Raw genomic sequence first — 21,616 nt, forward strand, 5'->3', positions numbered from 1 at the left:
TCCGCTCTGGTAGGTGCCGACCTTGGTCGGCACTCTGGCGCGGGCCAACCAAGGTTGGCCACTACCACTACAAGGTGCCCGCGGTCATTCCGCCGCGAATGCGCCACGCAGCAAACCGGCGAAATTGCGGATCAACGGCGTCACCCCTTCGCGGCGCCACGCCAGCTGCACTTCCGAATGCGCACCGGCGTCAGCCAGCGCCACGAAGCGCGCGCCTTCCACGCGGATGTGATCGCACGACGCCGGCAGGATCGCCGCACCGAGGCCCGCGGCGGCCAGGCTGATCAGGGTGGATGCTTCGCCCGCCTCCTGCACGATGCGCGGGGTGAAGCCCGCCGCCGCGCACAGCGCGATCATGTGGTCGTGGATACCGGCACCGGCGCTGCGGCGGAACGCCACGAAGGGCTCCTGGGCGAAATCGCGCAGCGACAGCGCGCCGCTGGCCGACAGCCGGCGCAGGGCAGGGTGGTCGGCATGCACGATCAGCGCCAGTGGATCGACGAACAGGCTGTGCGCCACCAGCTCCGGCGGCAAGGTGCGCTTGCGGATGATGCCCACGTCCAGGCTGCCGTCCAGCAGCGCATCGATCTGCTGCAGGGTATTCATCTCGCTCAGCTGCAGCCGCACCTGCGGGTACTGCTGGCGGTAGTGCAGGATCGAACGTGGAATCTGCGGCGACAGCGGCGTGGCCCGGGTCAGGCCGATATGCAGTTCCCCCTGCTCGCCGCGCTGCGCACGCTGCACCTCCTCCACCGCGCTTTCCACCTGCAGCACGATGGCCCGCGCGCGCTCCTGCAGCAGCTCGCCGGCGGGCGTCAGCTGCACCCGGCGATGGCTGCGCACGAACAGGCGCGCTCCGATCAGTTCTTCCAGTTGCCGGATCTGCTGGCTGAGCGGCGGCTGCGACATGCCCAGCCGCTCGGCCGCCTGGCCGAAGTGCAGCGTATCGGCAACGGCCAGGAAGTAGCGCAGGTGGCGGAGTTCGATGGACATGGGCCCAGTCTATACATGGGGTCAGACCCCGTCGCGCAGCGGCGGGCTCTGACCCCGGTAGGTCAAGCGCATCCACGCATGGCGAGCACCTCATGGGGTCGGATCCCGTCGCGCAGCGGCGGGCTCTGACCCCGGTAGGTCAAGCGTATCCACGCACGGCGTGGATCTACCGTGTCGACCAAGGTCGACACCTACCAAGAGCAGCCCCTACCGTTCCGAATGCCCGCTCTGGTCGTAATCGCGCGGGCTGAACAACTCCGGCTGCACCAGATCGATGAACGCCCGCGCCTGCGCCGACAGCGCCTTGCCCCGGCGCACGATCACCCCGTAGCTGCGCTCGGGGAACCAGCGTTTCATCGACCGCGCCGCCAGCCGCTCGCCATCGCTTTCGTGCAGGCACAGCGCCGGCACGATGGAAATGCCCATGCCCATCGCCACGTACTGCTTGATCACTTCCCAACCGCCCACTTCCAGCGCAACGGTGTACGCAATGCGGTGGCGCTGGAACACCTGGTCCACCAGGCGGTAGGTGATCTGCCGCTTCGGTGGCAACACCAGCGGGTAGCGCGCGATGTCGGCCAGTTCCAGCTCGCCGCCGCTGGCCAGCGGATGGTCGTGCGGGGCAATCAGCACCTGTTCGAAACGGTAGGCCGGCGCATAGGTCAGGTCGGCCGGCACGTCGGTCATCGAACCGATGGCCAGGTCGGCCGCATCCTCGCGCAACAGATCGGTGCCATCGGCGCTGATCGCGTTGTGCAGGGTCAGGCGCACATCGGGGTGGTGCTGGCGGAAGCGTTCAACGATCTTCGGCAGCAGGTACAGGATGGTGGAACTGTTGGCGGCGATGTTCAGTTCGCCCGCGTCCATCCCGCGCACCTTGTCGCGGAAGCGTGCCTCCAGCCCGTCCAGGCTTTCCACCAGCGGCTGCGCCATTTCGTACAGCAGCTGGCCCTCGCGGCTGGGCACCAGGCGCCGCCCGCTGCGCTCGAACAGCGGCACCCCCAGTTCGCGTTCCAGCGCCTGCAACTGCAGGCTGATGGCCGGCTGGCTGACGAACAGCGCCTCAGCTGCCCGTGAGACCGAGCCCAGGCGCACCGTCTGGCAGAACGCGCGCAGTGGCTTCAGCCGGTCGGATTTGTAGGAAAAACGCGGACTTGGCGGGCTGCGTGTGGGCATGGCGTCACAAGTATTAGCACGTTTTATGTAAAGCATTGCAAAAACTGTTTTGCCAAATACTGGGGTGGGGCGGCACTTTGGGGGCGTTCCCCCACCGCTGGAGTTGCCCCATGTCCGCCGTCGCTTCCGCCGTTCCCTCCACCCCGGCCAAGGCCACCCCCGGCATCGCCCTGGCGACCCGCGTGGCCGGTCAGGACACCGTGCTGCCGGCGCCGCTGCTGGCCCTGCTGGTGTCGCTGCACCGCGCGGTGGAACCGGGTCGGCAGGCGCGGCTGCAGGCCCGTCGCGAGCGCCAGGCGTTCTTCGACCAGGGCGGCTTGCCGGATTTCCGCACTGACACCGCCGCGATCCGCAGTGGCGACTGGACCGTGGCCCCGCTGCCGGCCGCGCTGCAGGACCGCCGCGTCGAGATCACCGGCCCGACCGACCCGAAGATGGTCATCAACGCGCTGAACTCCGGCGCCAAGGTGTTCATGGCCGACTTCGAGGATTCCACCTCGCCCACCTGGCGCAACCTGCTGGCCGGGCAGCAGTCGCTGGCCGCCGCCGTGCGTGGCGATCTGGAATTCACCGCCGCCAATGGCAAGCACTACACCCTGCGTCCCTTTGAGGAACAGGCGGTGCTGATCGTGCGCCCGCGCGGCTGGCACCTGGACGAAAAGCACGTGGCCGTGGACGGCCAGCCGCTGGCCGGTGGCCTGTTCGACGCGGCCGTGTTCGCCTTCCACAACGCCCGCACCCTGCAGGCCAAGGATCGCGGCCCGTACTTCTACCTGCCCAAGCTGCAGAGCATGGAAGAGGCCGCGCTGTGGGAAACCGCGCTGTCGCACATTGAAGGGATGCTGGGCCTGCCGCACGGGCAGATCAAGGTGACCGTGCTGATCGAAACGCTGCCGGCCGTGTTCGAGATGGACGAGATCCTGCACGCGCTGCGTGACCGCATCGTCGGCCTGAACTGCGGCCGCTGGGATTACATCTTCTCCTACCTGAAGACCTTCCGCCGCCACGCCGACCGGGTGCTGCCCGAGCGTGGCCAGGTGACCATGACCCAGCCGTTCCTGAAGGCCTATTCTGAACTGCTGATCCAGACCTGCCACCGCCGCGGTGCGCATGCGATGGGTGGCATGGCCGCACAGATTCCGATCAACCACGATGCCGCGGCCAACGAGCAGGCCATGGCCCGCGTGCGCGCCGACAAGCTGCGCGAAGTCAGCGCCGGCCACGATGGCACCTGGGTCGCGCACCCGGCGCTGATTCCGGTGGCGCAGGCAATCTTCGACGAACACATGCCGGGCCCGAACCAGCACAGCGTGCTGCGCCAGGACGTGCGCGTGGGCCGCGACGAGCTGATTGCACGGCCGCCGGGCAGCATCACCCGCGCTGGTTTCGAGGGCAACGTGGAAGTCTGCGTGCGCTACCTGGCCGCCTGGCTGGACGGCAACGGCTGCGTGCCGATCCACCACCTGATGGAAGATGCGGCCACCGCCGAGATCAGCCGCAGCCAGCTGTGGCAGTGGCTGCACACGCCGGGGCAGCAGCTGGACGATGGCACTGCCATCGACCTGGGCCTGCTCGATACCACCCTGGCGCAGCTGCCGGCACGGCTGGGCGACACCAGTGCGCTGCCCGGCGGTAGCCGCATTGCCGAAGCCATCACCCTGCTGGGCGAACTGAGCCGCAGCAGCGACCTGACCGATTTCCTGACCCTGCCGGCCTACGCGCGCATCGACTGACTGCTGCACGCGCTCCCACGCCGCTTCCTTCCCCGCTGCACCCGCTGCACGAACCGAACTGGAGAAAGACATGAGCACGCTGCCCACTGCCGAACAGATCCAGCACGACTGGGACACCCACCCGCGCTGGGAAGGCATCCAGCGCAACTACAGCGCCGCCGATGTGGTGCGCCTGCGCGGCACGGTCCACATCGAACATTCGCTGGCCCGGCTGGGCGCGGAAAAGCTGTGGGCGTCGCTGCACGAGCGTGAGTTCGTCAATGCGCTGGGCGCGCTGACCGGCAACCAGGCCATGCAGCAGGTCAAGGCCGGGCTGAAGGCGATCTATCTGTCGGGCTGGCAGGTGGCCGCCGATGCCAACCTGGCCGGGCAGATGTACCCGGACCAGTCGCTGTACCCGGCCGATTCGGTGCCGGCGGTGGTCAAGCGCATCAACAACACCCTGCTGCGCGCCGACCAGTTGCACCATGCCGAAGGCAAGGATGAGATCGATTTCCTGCAGCCCATCGTGGCCGACGCCGAGGCCGGTTTCGGCGGCGTGCTCAATGCCTTCGAGCTGATGAAGGCGATGATTGAAGCCGGTGCGGCGGGCGTGCACTTCGAAGACCAGCTGGCGTCGGTGAAGAAGTGCGGGCACATGGGCGGCAAGGTGCTGGTGCCGACCCGCGAGGCGATCGAGAAGCTCAACGCCGCGCGCCTGGCCGCCGACGTGCTGGGCGTGCCGACCCTGCTGGTGGCGCGCACCGATGCCGAAGCGGCCGATCTGCTGACCAGCGACATCGATGCCAACGACCGCCCGTTCACCACCGGCGAGCGCACCGTGGAAGGCTTCTACAAGACCCGCAACGGTCTGGACCAGGCCATCAGCCGCGGCCTGGCCTACGCCCCCTATGCGGATCTGGTGTGGTGCGAGACCGGCAAGCCGGACCTGGAATTCGCACGGAAATTCGCCGAAGCGATCCACGCGAAGTTCCCCGGCAAGCTGCTGGCCTACAACTGCTCGCCCAGCTTCAACTGGAAGAAGAACCTGGACGACGCGACCATCGCCAAGTTCCAGCGCGAGCTGGGCAGCTATGGCTACAAGTTCCAGTTCATCACCCTGGCCGGCTTCCACGCGCTGAACTACGGGATGTTCAACCTGGCCCACGGCTATGCGCGCCGCCAGATGAGCGCCTTCGTGGAACTGCAGGAGGCCGAATTCGAAGCCGCCGAGCGTGGTTTCACCGCCGTGAAGCACCAGCGCGAAGTGGGCACTGGGTATTTCGATGCGGTGACCCAGGCGATCCAGCAGGGGCAGTCCTCGACCACCGCGCTGACCGGCTCGACCGAGGAAGAACAGTTCCACGGCGGGCGCAGCGAACGCGCGGCCTGAGCCGAATCCGGCCGGCCCCTGTCCGTAGAGTCGAGCCTGCTCGACTGGCGCAATCCGGCCGGGGCTGAGGAGCAGTCGAGCAAGCTCGACTCTACGGGCCTACGACCCCCGATCAGGGTGGCCAGGGAAGGGCCAGACGACGCCGGCAGGTCGGGGGACCTGCCGGCGTTGTTGTAAGCGAACTGAGCACTGCGTCAGCTGAATAGGCGCTGCGCGGGGTAACCGACCGGGATCTGCGGCGATTTGACGCAAAATGAGAAGCGGCGCACAGTTTCAAGCGGTGCTATGCTCCGCTGCTCACCAGGGGACGCTGGCGGCAGGGAATGACCGGCAGGGGTTCAGCCGAGACATCAGACATGACATCCGGTATCGCCACAGCGGCGATGGCCGGGATGACGCATGCCGTGCTTTCCGACGCTGAAGTGGCCCTGTTCGCGCAGTTTTCCCAGCCGCGCCCGCTGCCGGCCGGCCAGTGGTTGTTCCTGCGCGGGCACCCCGGCCAGAGCATGTACGTCATCCTGGAAGGCCAGATTGAACTGGACTTCGGCGAAGACCTGCTGGTGAAGACCCTGGGCCGCCACGAGTTCTTCGGCGAACTGGGCCTGCTGATGGGCAACCACGCCCGCAGCGCCGGCGCCCGCGCGATGAGCGACTGCACGGTGCTGGAACTGGGCCCGGATGCCTTCCAGCGCCTGGTCGATGCCGATCCCGGCCTGGTGGCGCAGTTCCTGCGGCGCACGATCATGCGCGTGCTGGCCAACGAACAGGCCCTGATCAGCCAGCTGCGGCGGCGCAACCACGACCTGGAAACCGCGCTGGACAACCTGTACATCACCACCCACCAGCTCACCCATACCCGCGAGCTGGTGCGTACCGATGAACTGACCGGACTGCACAACCGCCGCGGCCTGACCCTGTACTTGAAGGAATCGCGCGCGCACCCCGACGGCCCGCCGCAGGCGTTGCTGCTGATCGACTGCGACCACTTCAAGCAGATCAACGACCGCCATGGCCACCAGGCCGGCGACCGCGTGCTGCAGAGCATGGGCAACATCCTGCGTTCAATGGCCGGCGAGCACGATCTGGCCTGCCGCCTGGGCGGCGATGAGTTCTGCCTGATCCTGCGCCGCGCCGACCGCGAGGCCGCCCAGCATGCCGCCGAGTTCATCCTCAGCGCCGTGCACGGCCTGCTGGAACGCGGCCACGGCACCCCGCACGTCAGCCTGGCCAGCATCGGCGTCAGCATGCTGGTACCGGAGGCCGACTGGAGCGAATGGTATGCCGGTGCCGATCGGGCGCTTTACGAAGCCAAGCGCGCCGGCGGAAACTGCCTGCGATGGGCCCACGGCCCGGACGGACAATGAGCGGAGACCCAGGTGATGAACGGCGACACCGGAACGTCGACCCCGCACAGCCCTCAGCTGCGCGCGTTGCTCTTCACCGATCTCTGCGACTCACTTACCCTGGTCGAACACATAGGTGACAGTGCAGCCGCAGAACTTTTCCAGGACCATGACCGCTTGGTGCTGCGGCTTCAGCAAACCTGGAACGGACGCCTGATCGATCGGTCCGATGGCTTGTTCCTGCTGTTTGAACGCCCGATCGATGCACTGGGGTTCGCACTTGACTACCAGAGTGAACTGGCCGTGCTTGGCACCGCGCGCAATGTCAGCCTCCGTGCCCGCGCGGGCTTGAACGTGGGCGAAGTCATCCTCTGGAACAACAGTGCCGAGGCCGTGGCCCACGGTGCCAAGCCGGTCGAGGTCGAGGGGCTGGCCAAGCCCATGGCTGCGCGGCTCATGCAGCTGGCCCGCCCTGGGCAGATCCTGGTATCGGCGTCGGCCGAATCGACGGTCCGGCGCAGCGCCGGCGAGCTGGGCAGCCGAGGACAGAGTCTTCAGTGGAAATCACATGGTCGCTGGCGCTTCAAGGGCATCGCCAGTGAACAGGAAGTGTTCGAGGTCGGCGTGCCGGGTGAGGCCGAATTCCGCAGGCCTCGCAGCCACGGCAAGGCGCGCCGCTCGATTGCGTGGTGGCGCAGACCCCTGCCTATGGCGATGAATGCCGTAGCGGCGCTGGTGTTGGCTCTCATCGGCTGGTCGCTGTTGCGACCCGCGCCTGCCATCGCTTTCGCCGAACGCGAATGGATCGTGCTGGCGGACGTACAGAACCTGTCCGGCAACATGTTGCTGGACGATGGCTTCGAACAGGCCTTCCGCATCAGCCTGGAGCAGTCCCGGTACGTCAATGTGCTCAGCAACATCAAGGTGCAGGACACGTTGGAGCGGATGCGCCAGGAACGAGGCCTGCTGGACACGCAGGCTGCAGTGGAAGTCGCGCTGCGTGAAGGCGCACGTGCGGTCGTGGTGCCGCGTGTGGAAGAGCTGCATGGTCGCTTGCGGGTGACCGCGCAGCTGATCGATCCCACCACCGGCAAGGTGGTGTGGACCACGCATGCCGAGCAGCGGGGGATGGAATCGCTGTTTGCCTCCACTGATGCGGTTACGGTGGCCCTGCGCAACGAGCTGGGCGAGGCCATGAAGCAGGTTTCGCAGACGTCGCTGCCGCTGCCGCAGGTGGCCACCAGTGATCTGGATGCACTGCACGCCTACGCGATAGGCCTGCAGGCCTACGGCGATGGCCATTACAACGAAGCGCTGCGCTTCTTCGAGCAGGCATCGCGCTTCGATCCCCTGTTCGCCTTCGCTTATCTGGGGCAGATGCGGGTCTATGTCGCCCGTGGTGATCTGGACAACGCCCGGCGCATGCTGAACCGTGCCGGTGGCATCCGTGCCCGCCTTCCCGGCCGTGATCGCCTGTATCTGGATGCATGGCGTACCGAGCTGGAAGATGGCCGCCTCGAGGAGGTGTCCGCCAAATGGAAGCTGCTGGCTGATCTGTATCCGGATTATCACGGTGCCCACGCGAACTACGCCTGGGCCATGCAGACCCTGGGGCGCTATCCCGAATCCGAAGCGTCGGCCAGGAAGGCCACCGTTGCCGCCAATCCCCTGCAGTCCATCGCATGGCAGGATGTCGGCCGCGCGCAGCTTGCCCAGAACAACTATGCCGGTGCATTGGAAAGCTACCGCGTATCCGCCAGGTTGGGGCGATGGACCAGCAACCGCCACCTCGTTGCGGCCACGGCAGCGTCAGGTGACCTCGCCGGTGCACAGCGAATGATCGACGGCGAACCCGATCGGGGGTTTGGCAACGGCTTGGAAGGCGTTGCCGTGGCGGTCGATGCCGGCGACACCGCGCGTGCCGCCGCCGCCAACAAGCGCGCGCTGAAGGCCTGCGGAGAAAGCGTGTTGGCCTGCCAGATGTTCGAACTCCAGGCGTTGCTGCTGGCTACCGAAAGCGGTCGTCCAGCGGACGCTTCGGCTTTTGATCGCGTCACTCGCGGACTGCTGGCCCGCGTCAAGGCGACCAAGGGACAGGATCGCGCCGAATGGATGTTTCTGGCCGCAGCGGCGGCCTATGGCGCGCAGCGGGCAGACCATGCACAGGTGGCAGGCGATCTATTGCCTGCCCTGAAGGAACTGTCCGATTCGGTCGGCGACCTGCGGAGTCGGCAGATGGTGACCTTGGTCGAGGCCAACGCCGACCGCCTGCAGGGGCATGCGGCAGAAGCCCTTGCCCGTCTGCAGCCTCTGTTGGATGGTACTGAACTGTTCCAGGCGCGCGTTGTGCGCTGGCAAGCACTGGCGGCCGAGCACGACCCGGGCGAGCCGGAAGCACGCCAGTGGCTGCTGGCCAATGCAGGCCGTGCCTATGCGGAAAGTGCGGGGTCCTACGTGATGCAGCTGGTCAACACCAGCGAACTGCGCCAGGCCCGCACCTGGGCCTCGGCGCAGCAGAACGCATCCCTTACGGTGCGGGCGGGTGCCGCAGCTGCGCGTCAATCTCGCCACTGACGAAGCAGTGCGGCACGCGGAACACTGCATCGGCGGTGAGGCGTTCCACCAAGCGGTCGCGCGCCTGGGCAAACTCCTCCTTGCTGGCCAGTGGGCCCTGGGTGCTGCAATCCTTGCACGCCTCGGCGACATCGGGTGCAATCGCGCCCAGCGCCTTGGCCGGGGTTTCATGGAAAACAGCTCGGAACGCGTCGTCGCTGGACAGCAGGTCGAGCAGCTGCAGCGCTTGCTCGGGGGAGAGCAGGGGAAGATCGGGGGTCATTCTACGGCCTCTGGTTCTGGGAAAAAGCGCGATGGCAGTTGCATGATGCCAGTGCAGGTAGCGGCGGCGGCCGCGATGGCTTGAGCCGACAGTTCCAGCTGCTGCGGCCGAAAACATCTCTGTCGACTTCCCGGACCACCGCCATGCCCGTACCCCGCTTCCGCCGCTGCCAGCAGCTCATGATCGAACTGCGCACGGTCGAACATTACGCTGTGGCCGACCTGCTGGCGGGCGGAACCTCGGTCGTCAGCAGCACGCAGTGGGTTGCCGTTGCTCCGCATCTGGACGCAGCGGTCGTGCTGGACGAGGACATGCTGCTGGCATTGGGGCGGATGCCCGCTGAGCAATGGACGGAAGACGGTCCGCAGTTTTCGCGTGGCGTCATCGCGCGTCTGTGCCAAGCCGGCCTCGTGTTCGGCGATGGCGATGAGGATCACGCGTGGCAGGAGGCCGAGCGAGCCTTGTCAGCCACCTCCTGGTGGACGCCTGCGGCGGTCATGCATCGGCTCGCGCGCTGGCAGAACCAGGACAGTGTGACAGCACTGCGCGAAGCGGGACTGGAGACGGCAGCGGGCCTGTGCAGGCAACTGGGTCCGCCACCGCCGGCATGTGCCGAGCCTGGAGAGCGCGCCATCGATCTGGTGGTGCCTGATGAAGTGCCCTTCGATGCCTGGCTCAAACAGCGCGCTACCTGCCGCAACTTTGATCGCACACGCCTGCTCGACCTTGCCACGCTCTCACAGCTGCTATGGCGGGTGTTCGCCAGTCATGGAGAGCAGCGCGAAGGTGATGACGCGATCTTCCTGAAGAAGAATGTGCCCTCTGCGGGGGGATTGCATCCCACCGAGGCCTTCCTGCTGGTCCAGTCCGTCCTGGGCCTGGAGCCCGGCCTGTACCGCTACCATCCCATCGACCACAGCCTCAGCCCCGTTGCTGGGCCGGTTGACGATCCCGCTGCGTTGGCCCGGCGGTTTGTTGCCGGGCAGCAGTGGTTTGCCGATGCCCATGTTCAGGTGGTTCTTGCACCACGCTTTGCGCGTACCTTCTGGAAGTATCGCCAGCATCCGAAGGCCTACCGTGCGGTGATTCTCGACGTTGGTCACGCCTCGCAGCTGCTGCTTTCGTGTGCGACCGAGGCCCGGCTGGGCGCCTTCGTCACCGCCGCGATCAATGAGCAGGATATCGAGCAGGTACTCGAGCTGGATCCGATGCAGCAGAGCCCGATGGCCATCTGTGGGATTGGCTGGCGCAGTGAGCTGATGACAACCAGTGAGTTCGATCCCGGCCGCCAGGTCTGGCAGCCGGGAACCTGAAACCGTCAACCCGCCTCGAAATCCACCAGCACCGCGCCATCCCCCACCTGGTCGCCCGCCTTGGCGCGGTACCCCTTCACCGTGCCATCGGCCGGTGCCTGCAGGGTGTGCTCCATCTTCATGGCTTCCAAAACGACCAGCGGCGTGCCGCGCTTTACCTGGGTGCCGGCCTGGACCAGGGTGGCCACGATCCTGCCCGGCATCGGTGCCAGCAGGCTGCCGGCATCGGCGCTGGCGGTGTCCGATTCGGCAACCGGATCGTGCAGGGTGAAGCGGTGCTGGCCCGCTGCATCGAACAGGAACAGCTGGCCGCCGTCGCGCAGCAGCTGCGCCGACCGGCGCCGGCCATCTACCTGCAGCGTCAACTGTTGTGCATCGGCGGTGCCGATCAGCGTTGCCGGCGCCGCGTCATCGCACTGCACGCGCCAGCCGTCGGCCTGCGCCCACACCTTCAGGGTGCGGGTGCGCTCGCCCTGCTGCAGCGGCAGCACGCGCGCTGCGGCGGCACCCAGGCGCCAGCCATCCTGCGCCTGCCAGGGCGAATGCGGATCGCGCGCATCGCTGCCGGCACGCGCGGTGCTGGCCACGGCCGCGACGGCCGCCAGCTGCCACAGATCGTCATCGGCATCGCCCACCGCATTCAGTGCGGCCTGCTCGCGTTCGATCAGCGCGGTATCCAGCTTCGCGTTGGCAAACGAATCGGTGTTCACCAGCCGGCGCAGGAAGCCGGCATTGGTGGTCACGCCCACCACCTGGCAGTCGGCCAGGGCCTGGCTCATGCGGCGCAGCGCGGCATCGCGGTCCACGTCCCAGACGATCAGCTTGGCAATCATCGGGTCGTAGTACGGGGTGATGCTGTCGCCTTCCTCTACGCCGGTATCCACGCGCACGTTCGACGAGGGCGCCGGCAGGCGCAGGCGGCGCAGGGTGCCGGTGGACGGCAGGAAGCCGCGGTCGGCATCTTCGGCATACAGCCGCGCTTCGATGGCGTGGCCGTGGATGGCCAGTTGCTCCTGGCGCAGCGGCATCGGCTGGCCGGCCGCCACGCGCAATTGCCACTCCACCAGATCGGTGCCGGTGATGAACTCGGTCACCGGATGTTCCACCTGCAGGCGGGTGTTCATTTCCATGAAATAGAAATCGCCATCCGGACCGGCAATGAACTCCACCGTGCCGGCGCCCACATAGCCCACCGCGCGCGCGGCATCGACGGCCGCCTTGCCCATGGCCGCGCGGCGCTCGGCGCTCATGCCCGGCGCCGGTGCTTCTTCCAGCACCTTCTGGTGGCGGCGCTGCACCGAGCAGTCGCGCTCGAACAGGTAGACCGCATCCCCGTGGGAATCGCCGAACACCTGGATCTCGATGTGGCGCGGGCGCTCGACATACTTTTCGACCAGCACATGGTCGTTGCCGAAGGCCGATGCCGCCTCGCGCTGGCAGCTGGCCAGCGCATCGACGAAATCGTCGCTGCGTTCAACCTTGCGCATGCCCTTGCCACCGCCGCCGGCGCTGGCCTTGATCAGCACCGGGTAGCCGATGGCATCGGCCTGTTCGCGCAGGAAGGCCGGTGCCTGCTGGTCGCCGTGGTAGCCCGGGGTCAGCGGTACGCCGGCCTGGGCCATCAGCGCCTTGGCCGCGCTCTTGTCGCCCATCGCGCGGATGGCGCTGGGCGGCGGGCCGATGAAGGTGATGCCCGCAGCGGCACACGCATCGGCGAAGTCCGCATTCTCGGACAGGAAGCCATAACCGGGATGGATGGCCTGCGCACCCGTGCGCCGCGCCGCGTCCAGCAGCACGTCGCCGCGGAGGTAGCTGTCGCGGGCGGCGGCCGGGCCGATATGCACGGCCTCGTCGGCCAGGCGCACGTGGCGCGCGGTGCGGTCGGCATCGGAATACACCGCCACGGTGGCGATGCCCAGGCGACGGCAGGTGGCAATCACGCGGCAGGCGATTTCGCCACGGTTGGCGATCAGGATCTTGGTGAACATGGCAACGGGCTTCATGGGAGCGTGCTCGGTCATGGCATGGGTTACATGCGGAACACGCCGAAGCGCGTCTGCTGCGGGGCGGCGTTCAGGCTGGCCGACAGCGCCAGGGCCAGTACGCGGCGCGTGTCGACCGGATCGATCACGCCGTCATCCCACAGGCGGGCACTGGCGTAGTAGGGGTGGCCCTGCTGTTCGAACTGCTCGCGGATGGGCGCCTTGAATGCATCTTCTTCTTCGGCCGGCCACTGGCCGCCCTTGGCCTCGATGCCATCGCGCTTCACCGTGGCCAGCACGCTGGCGGCCTGCTCGCCGCCCATCACGCCGATGCGTGCGTTGGGCCACATCCACAGGAAGTTGGGCGAATAGGCGCGGCCGCACATGCCGTAGTTGCCGGCGCCGAACGAGCCGCCGATCACCACGGTGAACTTGGGTACCTTGGCGCAGGCCACCGCCATCACCAGCTTGGCCCCGTCCTTGGCGATGCCGCCCTGTTCGTACTTGCGGCCGACCATGAAGCCGGTGATGTTCTGCAGGAACACCAGCGGGATGTTGCGCTGGGTGCACAGTTCGATGAAGTGCGCGCCTTTCAGGGCCGATTCGGAGAACAGGATGCCGTTGTTGGCGATGATCCCGATCGGATAGCCGTTCAGATGGGCAAAGCCGGTGACCAGGGTGGCGCCATAGCGCGGCTTGAATTCATCAAAACGCGAGCCGTCCACCAGGCGCGCGATCACTTCGCGCACGTCGTAGGGCTTGCGCGTGTCGGCGGGAATCACGCCATACAGCTCATGCGCCGGCAGCAGCGGTTCTTCGGGCGCCTGCACGGCCATCGCCGGTTCCGGCTTGCGCCAGTTCAGCTGGGCGATGATCGCGCGCACCCGCGCCAGTGCCTGCAGGTCGTTGTCGGCCATGTGATCGGCCACGCCGGAAATGCGCGTGTGCACGTCGGCGCCGCCCAACTCTTCGGCGCTCACCACTTCGCCAGTGGCGGCCTTCACCAGCGGCGGGCCGCCCAGGAAGATCGTGCCCTGTTCGCGCACGATCACCGTTTCATCGCTCATGGCCGGCACGTAGGCGCCACCGGCGGTGCAGCTGCCCATCACGCAGGCGATCTGCGGAATGCCCTGCGCCGACAGGTTGGCCTGGTTGTAGAAAATGCGGCCGAAATGATCGCGGTCCGGGAAGACCTCGTCCTGCAGGGGCAGGAAAGCGCCGCCCGAATCGACCAGGTAGATGCAGGGCAGGCGGTTCTGCTCGGCCACTTCCTGCGCGCGCAGGTGCTTCTTCACCGTGACCGGGTAGTAGGTGCCGCCCTTCACCGTGGCATCGTTGGCCACGATCACGCACTCCACGCCGCTTACCCGGCCGATGCCGGCCACCACGCCCGCTGCGGGCACCGCATCGTCATACATGCCGTGCGCGGCCAGCGGCGCGATTTCCAGGAAGGCGCTGCCCGGGTCGAGCAGGGCGTCGATGCGGTCGCGTACCAGCAGCTTGCCGCGCGCGGTGTGCTTGGCGCGTGCTGCCTCGCTGCCGCCCAGCGCGGTGCGCGCCAGGGTGGCGTGCAGGTCGTCGACCACGGCCTGCATGGCCGCGCGGTTGCTTTCAAACGTGTCGCTGCCCGGTTGCAGCTGGGTGTTCAATACGGTCATCGCAGTGGCCTTACAGGGTGCGCTGGAACAGTTCGCGGCCGATCAGCATGCGGCGGATTTCCGAGGTGCCGGCGCCGATTTCGTACAGCTTGGCGTCGCGCCACAGGCGGCCGGTCGGGTATTCGTTGATGTAGCCGTTGCCGCCCAGGATCTGGATCGCCTGGCCGGTCAGCCAGGTGGCTTTTTCGGCGGCATACAGAATGGCGCCGGCGGCGTCCTGGCGGGTGGTGCGGCCCTGGTCGCAGGCGCGCGCCACCGCGTAGACGTAGGCGCGGCAGGCGCCCAGGCCCACGTACATGTCGGCGATCTTGGCCTGGATCAGCTGGAAGCTGCCGATCGCCTCGCCGAACTGGTGGCGTTCGTGCACGTAGGGCATCACCACGTCCATGGCCGCGGCCATCAGGCCCAGCGGGCCGCCGGACAACACCACGCGCTCGTAGTCCAGGCCGGACATCAGCACGCGCACGCCGCCGCCGACGGCACCCAGCACGTTTTCTTCGGGCACTTCGCAGTCCTGGAACACCAGTTCGCAGGTGGGCGAGGAGCGCATGCCCAGCTTGTCCAGCTTCTGCGCGGTGGAAAAGCCCTTCATGCCCTTTTCCACCAGGAAGGCGGTGATGCCCTTGGCGCCGGCCTCCATGTCGGTCTTGGCGTAGACCACCAGCACGTCGGCGTCGGGGCCGTTGGTGATCCACATCTTGTTGCCGTTCAGTACGTAGCGGTCGCCGCGCTTGTCCGCGCGCAGCTTCATCGACACCACGTCCGAACCGGCGCCCGGCTCGCTCATCGCCAGTGCACCCACCTTGGCACCGCTGCACAGGTCGGGCAGGAAGCGCTGCTTCTGTTCCTCGCTGCCGTTCTTGCGCAGCTGGTTAACGCACAGGTTGGAGTGCGCGCCGTAGGACAGGCCGATGCCACCCGAAGCGCGCGAGATCTCTTCCATCGCCACCACGTGGGCCAGGTAGCCCATGCCGGTGCCGCCGTATTCTTCTTCCACGGTCAGGCCCAGCAGGCCCTGTTCGCCCAGCTTCGGCCACAGCGCCAGCGGGAACTGGTTGCTGGCATCGGCCTCGGCGGCGAGCGGAGCGACCTCGGCGGCGGCAAAATGGGCCACGCTCTGGCGCAGCAGGTCGATCTCTTCGCCAAGATCGAAGTTCAGGGATGGCACGTGCATTGCGGTGGCTCCACGAGGGAAGGTGGGGAATGGACGCACCCGTGAAGGGGGAGCGGGGCCTGTTGAAGGCAGGCCCCGCACGGGCGATTCGGGCCCAGCGTAGCGGGGTTCGATGAAGAAGTGAATACAAATTCAAAAATTGAAACTAGAATCAGAATATGGCCTACAAACGCTCTGCATTGATGGAAGAACGCCTGGCCGGGGCCCGTGAACGGATCCTGCTGGCCACCCGTGCGCTGGTGGCCGCTGGCGGCTGGCGCAACGCCCCGGTGACCGCCGTGGCGACCCAGGCCGGCATGTCCACCGGGCTGATCTACCGGCATTTCCCGTCCAAGGCCGAGCTGTTCGTGGAGGTGCTGAACGCGGCCGTGGCCCATGAAGTGGCGATCATGGAGCGCATTGCCGCCGCGCCGGGGCCGGTGGGCGAGCGCCTGCGCCTGGCCATCACCGCCTTCGTGCGCCGCGCCCTGGCCGGGCCGGGGCTGGCCCATGCCTTCATCGTCGAGCCGGTGGACCCGGACGTGGAAGCCGAGCGCATGCGCGGGCGCCGCGCCTTCGGCGATGTGTTCCTGCGCTTGCTGGAAGAAGGCGTGGCCAGCGGCGAACTGCCGGTGCAGGACACCCATGCTGCCGCCGCGTGCCTGGTGGGGGCGTTCACCGAAGCGATGGTCGGCCCCACCGCGCCCAGCCGCGAAGCACACCGCGACGAAGACGCACTGGTGGACGCGATCTGCAGCTTCTGCCTGCGCGCCGTCGGCGCCCCGCTTTCGTAGCGTCGAGCTTGCTCGACGGTTTCTGTTCGCCGGGCATGGCCCGGCGCTACCCGCGTGCGGATGCATGTTGCGCCGCACCAGCACGGGCGCCTGTTGTCGCGCGCAAACCGCGTTCTATACTCGCCCCTACACGCAGTCGCTCAGCCGTGGTCCCACGACTACCAGCCAGGGGTAACGAAGAGTGCGGAATTACGATCTGGAGTTCCTGAAACGCTTTTCCATGGTGATCGCCCTGTTGGCCGCCATCACCCTTGGCCTGATCCTGCTGGCCGCGTACATCCACACGCGTATTCCGCCTGAAGTGTCGCCTACGGCGGCCAAGCGCACCGAGCAGCGCATCGCGCCCACGGGTGCGGTGTACGCCGGCAGCACCGGCGCGGCCGCGCAGGCCGCAGCCAAGGCTGCCGCGCTGGCCAAGGCCGCCGCCCAGGTGGCCTACGGCGGCACCACCGATGGCAAGGTCATCTTCGACAACCTGTGCACCGCCTGCCATACCACCGGTGTCGGCCAGGCCCCCACCCTGGATCATGCACATTGGGACCAGCGCCTGGCACAGGGCAAGGACACCCTCTACAAGCACGCCATCGAGGGCTACACCGGCCCGGACGGCGGCATCATGCCGCCCAAGGGCGGCAACCCGGCGCTGACCGAAGAGCAGATCCACGCCACCGTGGATTGGATGCTGGGCAACCTGAAATAACGGCCGGACGGGGGAACGGCGAAACGCCCGGTAGAGTCGACCGTTGGTCGACTGCTCTTCCCAATGCCACCGAAACGCCCGCGCTGCGCGCGATAGTCGACTGACAGTCGACTCTACCCGCCGGTTGCCCCGGTTGCGCTCCCCAGGCGGCTTTGCCGGCCAAGGCCAAAACTGCCCGCGTCGCGGGGGTTTCGCATTTCAGGGTTAGTCTGTGCGCCTCAATTCATGGAGTCGTGAGTCGATGCGCCGCCGTTCCCTCGCCCTTGCTCTGTCCCTGTTGCTGCCGGCCGCTGCGTTCGCCCAGGCCCAGCCGCAGGCCACGCCGGCCCCGGCCGCCAGCCCGGCCCCGCGCAGCAGCGCCACCGTGGTGCTTACCGCGGCCCCGGCCGACTGGCGCACCCTGCAGGGCCAGCACGTGCGCATCGCCGCGCCGCTCACCCTGGCCGGCACCGACGGCCTGGAACGCTTCGGCGAGCTGACCGTGGCCTTCGAAGGCCGCCTGTGGCAGCCCAGCGAAGTGGCCGCCCCGGGTACCGCTGGCAGTGAACAGGTGCTGGCCGACAACCAGCGCCGCCGCCTGCTGCTGGACGACGGCAGCGACGCCCGTGACCCCGGCAGCGTGGCCTACCTGCCGGGCAACCCGGTGCTGCGCACCGGCATGCAGCTGCGCAACGTGGAAGGCACCGTGCGCGTGGACGCGCAGGGCCGTGCCCGCCTGCAGGTGGACGGCACATTGCAGCTGCCGGAACTGCAGCGCCCGGCCGTGCCCAAGGTGCCCGGCAGCCTGCAGATCGCGGCGTTCAATCTGGAAAACTTCTTCAACGGCGACGGCCAGGGCGGCGGCTTCCCGACCCTGCGCGGCGCGCGCACGATGGACGAACACAAGGCGCAGGTGGCCAAGCTGGTGGCCACCATCAGCGCCCTGGATACCGATATCGCCGCGCTGATGGAACTGGAAAACGACGGCTACGGTCCGCAGTCGGCCATCGCCGAACTGGTGGACGCGCTCAATGCCGGCCTGCCCGCCACGCAGCACTGGGCGTTCGTTGACGCCGGCGAAGGCCCGGGCACCAATCCGATCCGGGTCGGCATCATCTACAAGCGCGGTGCGTTCAAGCCGCTGGGCAAGCCGCTGACCAAGCTCGACGGCCCGTTCGCCGAACACAGCCGTGCGCCGCTGGCGCAGGCCTTCCAGGGCAGGGGCGCGACGTTCATGGTGGTGGCCAACCACTTCAAGTCGAAGGGCTGCCGCGATGCCAGCGGTGCCGATGCCGACCAGAACGACGGGCAGGGCTGCTGGAACGCCACCCGCGTGGAATCGGCGCGCCAGCTCAACCAGTGGGTGAAGGCCGAAGCCGCGCGCCTGAAGGTGAAGGACATCGTGCTGCTGGGCGACTTCAATGCCTACGCGATGGAAGACCCGATCCGCACCCTGCACGACCTGGGCTGGCAGGATGCGTTCAAGGTGGCCAAGGTCGAGCACCCCTACAGCTACGTCTACAACGGCTACAGCGGCCGCCTTGACCACGCGCTGCTGAGCGCCAGCATGGCCCAGCGCCTGGCCGGTGCCGCCGAATGGCACAGCAATGCCGACGAACAGGACGCCAGCGGCTACCAGGGCCGCAACGTGCAGGGCCCGTGGCGCAGTTCCGACCACGACCCGCTGCTGCTGGGCTTCGACAAATAAGGATTCGCCGGGGCACGCCCGGCGGCTTTCTGTAGAGTCGAGCCATGCTCGACTGCTGTGGGGAGATGCAGGGGTCAGAGCCCATTCCGCTGGAATGGGATCCGACCCCGGGGCAATGATCGCGGCAGGGGTCGGATCCCATTCCAGCGGAATGGGCTCTGACCCCGATCCACATGCTCACCCCCAGGCGATCAAGCCGATCGCCAGCACCGCCAGCGCCAGGCCGGTGCGGTTCCACTTCGTGGTGGCCTCGCCGAAGGCGAACACACCCACCAGCGCGCCCAGCACCACCACGCCGATGTTCATGCCGGCGAATACCGTGGCCGGGCTGTCCGGCATCGACTGGTGCGCGTGCACATAGAAGAGAATGTTGCCGCCGTTGAGCAGGCCCAGCAGCGCGCCGGCGCCCAGGTTGCGCCAGGCCAGCCGGCTGCGCCCGCTGAAGTGCCGCCACAGCTGCAGCGCCAGCATCAGCACGAAGGCCACGCTGAAACTGGCCAGCACCGCCGCCATCGACGGCGTACCGGACAGCGCCACCTGCTTCAGCAGCACGTCCACCACCGCAAACCCGCCCCACACCCCCAGCAGCCAGCCCCAGCCGCCGGGCGAGGCGGCCACGGCCGGCCCGCGCGGGCGCAGGCTGATCGCCACCATCGCCACCAGGCCCAGCGCCAGCCCGGCCAGCTTCCACGGCGTGGCGGTCTGGCCGAAGAACAGGAAGGCCGCGGCCAGTGACAGCAGCAGCGACAGGCGCTGGGCCACATCGCTGCGCACGATGCCGGCCACCGCCACCGCGCGGCCCAGCACCAGGAAAATGGTCGGCAGCACCACCGCCAGCGCCAGCAGCGCGGCCCACGGCGCATGCGGTGCGCGCAGCGCATCCAGCGGCGGTTGCAGCACCGCGGCGGTCAGGGTGGCGGCTACCAGGTAGTTCCAGGTCACCATCTGCGGCACGTCCAGTGCGCGCCGCCCGGCCAGCTTCAACAGCACCGACACCAGCACGCTGCAGATCACAGCCAGGGACAGATAGAGCATGGGGCAGGCACAGGGCAGGGGCGGGGGACGGTATCATGTTGCCATGCGCAATCCCTCGTTCCCCGTTGCTCCCGGCGAAACCGCCTGTCTTGAACTGGACGGCCCGGCCGGTCCGCTGGAAGTGGTGGTCGATCTGCCCAAGGCCGACGTGCCGGCACAGCCGATCGTGGCCATCGTCTGCCATCCGCTGTCCACCGAAGGCGGCACCCTGCACAACAAGGTGGTGACCATGACCGCCACCACCCTGCGCGAGCAGGGCATCGCCACGGTGCGCTTCAACTTCCGCAGCGTGGGTGGTTCGGCCGGCGACTTCGACCATGGCAATGGCGAACAGGACGACCTGAAGGCCGTGGCCGCCTGGGTGCGCAGCCAGCGCCCGCAGGATCGCCTGTGGCTGGCCGGCTTCAGCTTCGGGTCGTTCGTTTCGCTGAAGGCCGCCGCTGAACTGCAGCCGGAGGCGCTCATCTCGATCGCACCGCCGGCTGGTCGCTGGGATTTCGACGGCGTGCAGCCGCCGGCCCGCTGGCTGGTCATCCAGGGCGAACAGGATGAAATCGTCGATCCGCAGGCGGTCTACCAGTGGCTGGACACCCTGGGCGCGCCGCACGAGCTGGTGCGCATGCCCGACACCAGCCATTTCTTCCACCGCAAGCTGATCGACCTGCGCGGCGCACTCACCCACGGCGTGAAGCACTGGCTGGGCGCGGCGGCATGAACGAGGCGGTGCAGACCCCCTCGCAGCGCTATGCCGCCGGCGTGGCCCGCGGCGACTGGCAGAACGACCCGGCCCAGCACGCGGCCCTGGCCGAGCTGGACCGGATCCACCTGGGCCTGGTGGACAGCGCCGAAGACGGCTGGCTGGACCGCCTGTCCTCGTTCTGGAAGAAGCCCGAGCCGGTAAAGGGCCTGTATTTCTGGGGCGGGGTGGGGCGCGGCAAGACCTTCCTGGTGGACCTGTTCTACGACGGCCTGCCGATCAAGCAGAAGTACCGCACCCACTTCCACCGCTTCATGCGCAGCGTGCACGAGCGCCTGCGCGAGCACCAGGGGCAGAGCGACCCGCTGGCGAAGATCGCCCAGGAATGGCGCAGCAACCTGCGCGTGCTGGTGCTGGACGAGTTCTTCGTGACCGACATCGGCGATGCCATGCTGCTGGCGCGGCTGCTGGAGCGCCTGTTCGCCGAGGGCGTGACCCTGGTCACCACCTCCAACACGGCGGTGGAAAACCTGTACCTGAACGGCCTGCAGCGCGAGAGCTTCATGCCGGCCATCGGCCTGCTGCAGCGCTTCTGCGTGGAGCTGTATGCCGAAGGCACCGAGGACTACCGCATGCGCGCGCTGACCCGTTCGCCGGTGTACCGCGCGCCGCTGGCTGCCGACAGCGACGGCTGGCTGGGCAGCCGCTGGGCCGAACTGAGCGGTGGGCAGGCGGCCAAGGCCGGCAACATCGAGATCGAGGGCCGCAAGATTCCGGTGCGGGCCCGGGGCAAGAGCATTGCCTGGTTCGATTTCGCCGCCCTGTGCGAAGGCCCGCGTGGCCCGTCGGATTACATCGAGATCGCGCACGAGTTCAACACGGTGCTGCTGGGCGGCATTCCCGCCTTCGACCGCCTGAACGAAGATGCCGCGCGCCGCTTCGTGAACCTGATCGACGAGCTGTACGACCGCCACGTCAACCTGGTCTGCACCGCCAGCACCTCGCCCATCGAGCTGTACAGCGGCCAGCGCCTGCAGGGCGCCTTCGAACGCACCGCCTCGCGCCTGATCGAAATGCAGAGCGCCGAATACCTGGGCACCCCGCACCGGGCGTAAGCAGCTTCTGCTGCCCGGCATCCGCTTTC

17 protein-coding genes are annotated in these 21,616 nt (G+C 67.7%); 10 read left to right on the forward strand and 7 right to left on the reverse strand.

Annotated features, from left to right (window positions below; translation table 11 throughout):
• Positions 1–84: 84 nt before the first annotated feature.
• On the reverse strand, positions 85–993 hold the full coding sequence (locus C1930_RS01155; protein ID WP_108751825.1) for a LysR family transcriptional regulator: 909 nt from the start codon (positions 991–993) through the stop codon (positions 85–87).
• 207 nt (positions 994–1,200) lie between these two features.
• On the reverse strand, positions 1,201–2,169 hold the full coding sequence (locus C1930_RS01160) for a LysR family transcriptional regulator (protein WP_108748102.1): 969 nt from the start codon (positions 2,167–2,169) through the stop codon (positions 1,201–1,203).
• A 110-nt stretch (positions 2,170–2,279) separates the two neighbouring features.
• Between C1930_RS01160 and aceB the strand changes: the two genes are divergently transcribed.
• From aceB to C1930_RS01180, 4 genes are all read left to right on the forward strand, one after another.
• Positions 2,280–3,902, forward strand: a complete 1,623-nt coding sequence (gene aceB / locus C1930_RS01165; RefSeq protein ID WP_108770893.1) for a malate synthase A — start codon at positions 2,280–2,282, stop codon at positions 3,900–3,902.
• Between the two features lie 70 nt (positions 3,903–3,972).
• Positions 3,973–5,274 carry an isocitrate lyase gene (gene aceA, locus C1930_RS01170; protein ID WP_108748104.1) on the forward strand — a complete coding sequence of 434 codons (1,302 nt, stop codon included), beginning with the start codon at positions 3,973–3,975 and terminating at the stop codon, positions 5,272–5,274.
• Between the two features lie 323 nt (positions 5,275–5,597).
• On the forward strand, positions 5,598–6,638 hold the full coding sequence (locus C1930_RS01175; protein WP_108755102.1) for a GGDEF domain-containing protein: 1,041 nt from the start codon (positions 5,598–5,600) through the stop codon (positions 6,636–6,638).
• A 15-nt stretch (positions 6,639–6,653) separates the two neighbouring features.
• Positions 6,654–9,191: a putative peptide modification system cyclase gene (locus C1930_RS01180; protein ID WP_108770894.1), complete on the forward strand. Its 2,538-nt coding sequence runs from the start codon at positions 6,654–6,656 to the stop codon at positions 9,189–9,191.
• Here the strand turns inward: C1930_RS01180 and C1930_RS01185 are convergent.
• Positions 9,145–9,453, reverse strand: coding sequence for an NHLP-related RiPP peptide (locus C1930_RS01185; RefSeq protein WP_108751829.1), 309 nt, complete (start codon positions 9,451–9,453; stop codon positions 9,145–9,147). The genes C1930_RS01180 and C1930_RS01185 overlap by 47 nt on opposite strands.
• A 143-nt stretch (positions 9,454–9,596) precedes the next feature.
• Here C1930_RS01185 and C1930_RS01190 point away from each other — a divergent pair, with 143 nt between their 5' ends.
• Entirely contained in the window at positions 9,597–10,766 is a 1,170-nt protein-coding gene (locus tag C1930_RS01190; protein ID WP_108770895.1) for a putative peptide maturation dehydrogenase, read from the forward strand.
• Between the two features lie 5 nt (positions 10,767–10,771).
• Here the strand turns inward: C1930_RS01190 and C1930_RS01195 are convergent, their stop codons facing one another.
• Genes C1930_RS01195 through C1930_RS01205 form a run of 3 tightly spaced genes read right to left on the reverse strand, consistent with a single transcriptional unit; the run spans position 10,772 to position 15,580 of the window.
• The gene (locus tag C1930_RS01195; RefSeq protein WP_108770896.1) at positions 10,772–12,754 is read right to left on the reverse strand and encodes an acetyl/propionyl/methylcrotonyl-CoA carboxylase subunit alpha; all 1,983 of its coding nucleotides are present in this window, start codon (positions 12,752–12,754) and stop codon (positions 10,772–10,774) included.
• A 41-nt stretch (positions 12,755–12,795) separates the two neighbouring features.
• Positions 12,796–14,406: a carboxyl transferase domain-containing protein gene (locus C1930_RS01200; RefSeq protein ID WP_108751830.1), complete on the reverse strand. Its 1,611-nt coding sequence runs from the start codon at positions 14,404–14,406 to the stop codon at positions 12,796–12,798.
• Between the two features lie 10 nt (positions 14,407–14,416).
• Complete coding sequence (locus tag C1930_RS01205; RefSeq protein WP_108770897.1) at positions 14,417–15,580, reverse strand: isovaleryl-CoA dehydrogenase; 1,164 nt, start codon at positions 15,578–15,580, stop codon at positions 14,417–14,419.
• Positions 15,581–15,738: 158 nt separating this feature from the next.
• On the opposite strand from C1930_RS01205, the gene C1930_RS01210 reads away from it, so the two are divergent.
• The 3 genes from C1930_RS01210 to C1930_RS01220 all read left to right on the forward strand — a co-directional run bounded on the left by C1930_RS01210 (position 15,739) and on the right by C1930_RS01220 (position 18,740).
• Complete coding sequence (locus C1930_RS01210) at positions 15,739–16,353, forward strand: TetR/AcrR family transcriptional regulator (RefSeq protein WP_108770898.1); 615 nt, start codon at positions 15,739–15,741, stop codon at positions 16,351–16,353.
• Between the two features lie 181 nt (positions 16,354–16,534).
• Entirely contained in the window at positions 16,535–17,053 is a 519-nt protein-coding gene (locus C1930_RS01215) for a c-type cytochrome (RefSeq protein WP_108755108.1), read from the forward strand.
• 241 nt (positions 17,054–17,294) lie between these two features.
• Complete coding sequence (locus C1930_RS01220) at positions 17,295–18,740, forward strand: ExeM/NucH family extracellular endonuclease (RefSeq protein ID WP_108770899.1); 1,446 nt, start codon at positions 17,295–17,297, stop codon at positions 18,738–18,740.
• 177 nt (positions 18,741–18,917) lie between these two features.
• Here the strand turns inward: C1930_RS01220 and C1930_RS01225 are convergent, their stop codons facing one another.
• On the reverse strand, positions 18,918–19,775 hold the full coding sequence (locus C1930_RS01225) for a hypothetical protein (RefSeq protein WP_108755110.1): 858 nt from the start codon (positions 19,773–19,775) through the stop codon (positions 18,918–18,920).
• 43 nt (positions 19,776–19,818) lie between these two features.
• On the opposite strand from C1930_RS01225, the gene C1930_RS01230 reads away from it, so the two are divergent.
• Together C1930_RS01230 and zapE are read left to right on the forward strand one after the other, a co-directional pair.
• Positions 19,819–20,490, forward strand: a complete 672-nt coding sequence (locus C1930_RS01230; RefSeq protein WP_108751836.1) for an alpha/beta family hydrolase — start codon at positions 19,819–19,821, stop codon at positions 20,488–20,490.
• Positions 20,487–21,587, forward strand: coding sequence for a cell division protein ZapE (gene zapE / locus C1930_RS01235; RefSeq protein ID WP_108755111.1), 1,101 nt, complete (start codon positions 20,487–20,489; stop codon positions 21,585–21,587). The genes C1930_RS01230 and zapE overlap by 4 nt, the downstream gene beginning before the upstream one ends.
• Positions 21,588–21,616: the final 29 nt, after the last annotated feature.

Source organism: Stenotrophomonas sp. SAU14A_NAIMI4_8 (genome assembly GCF_003086695.1).
Classification (GTDB): Bacteria; Pseudomonadota; Gammaproteobacteria; order Xanthomonadales; family Xanthomonadaceae; genus Stenotrophomonas.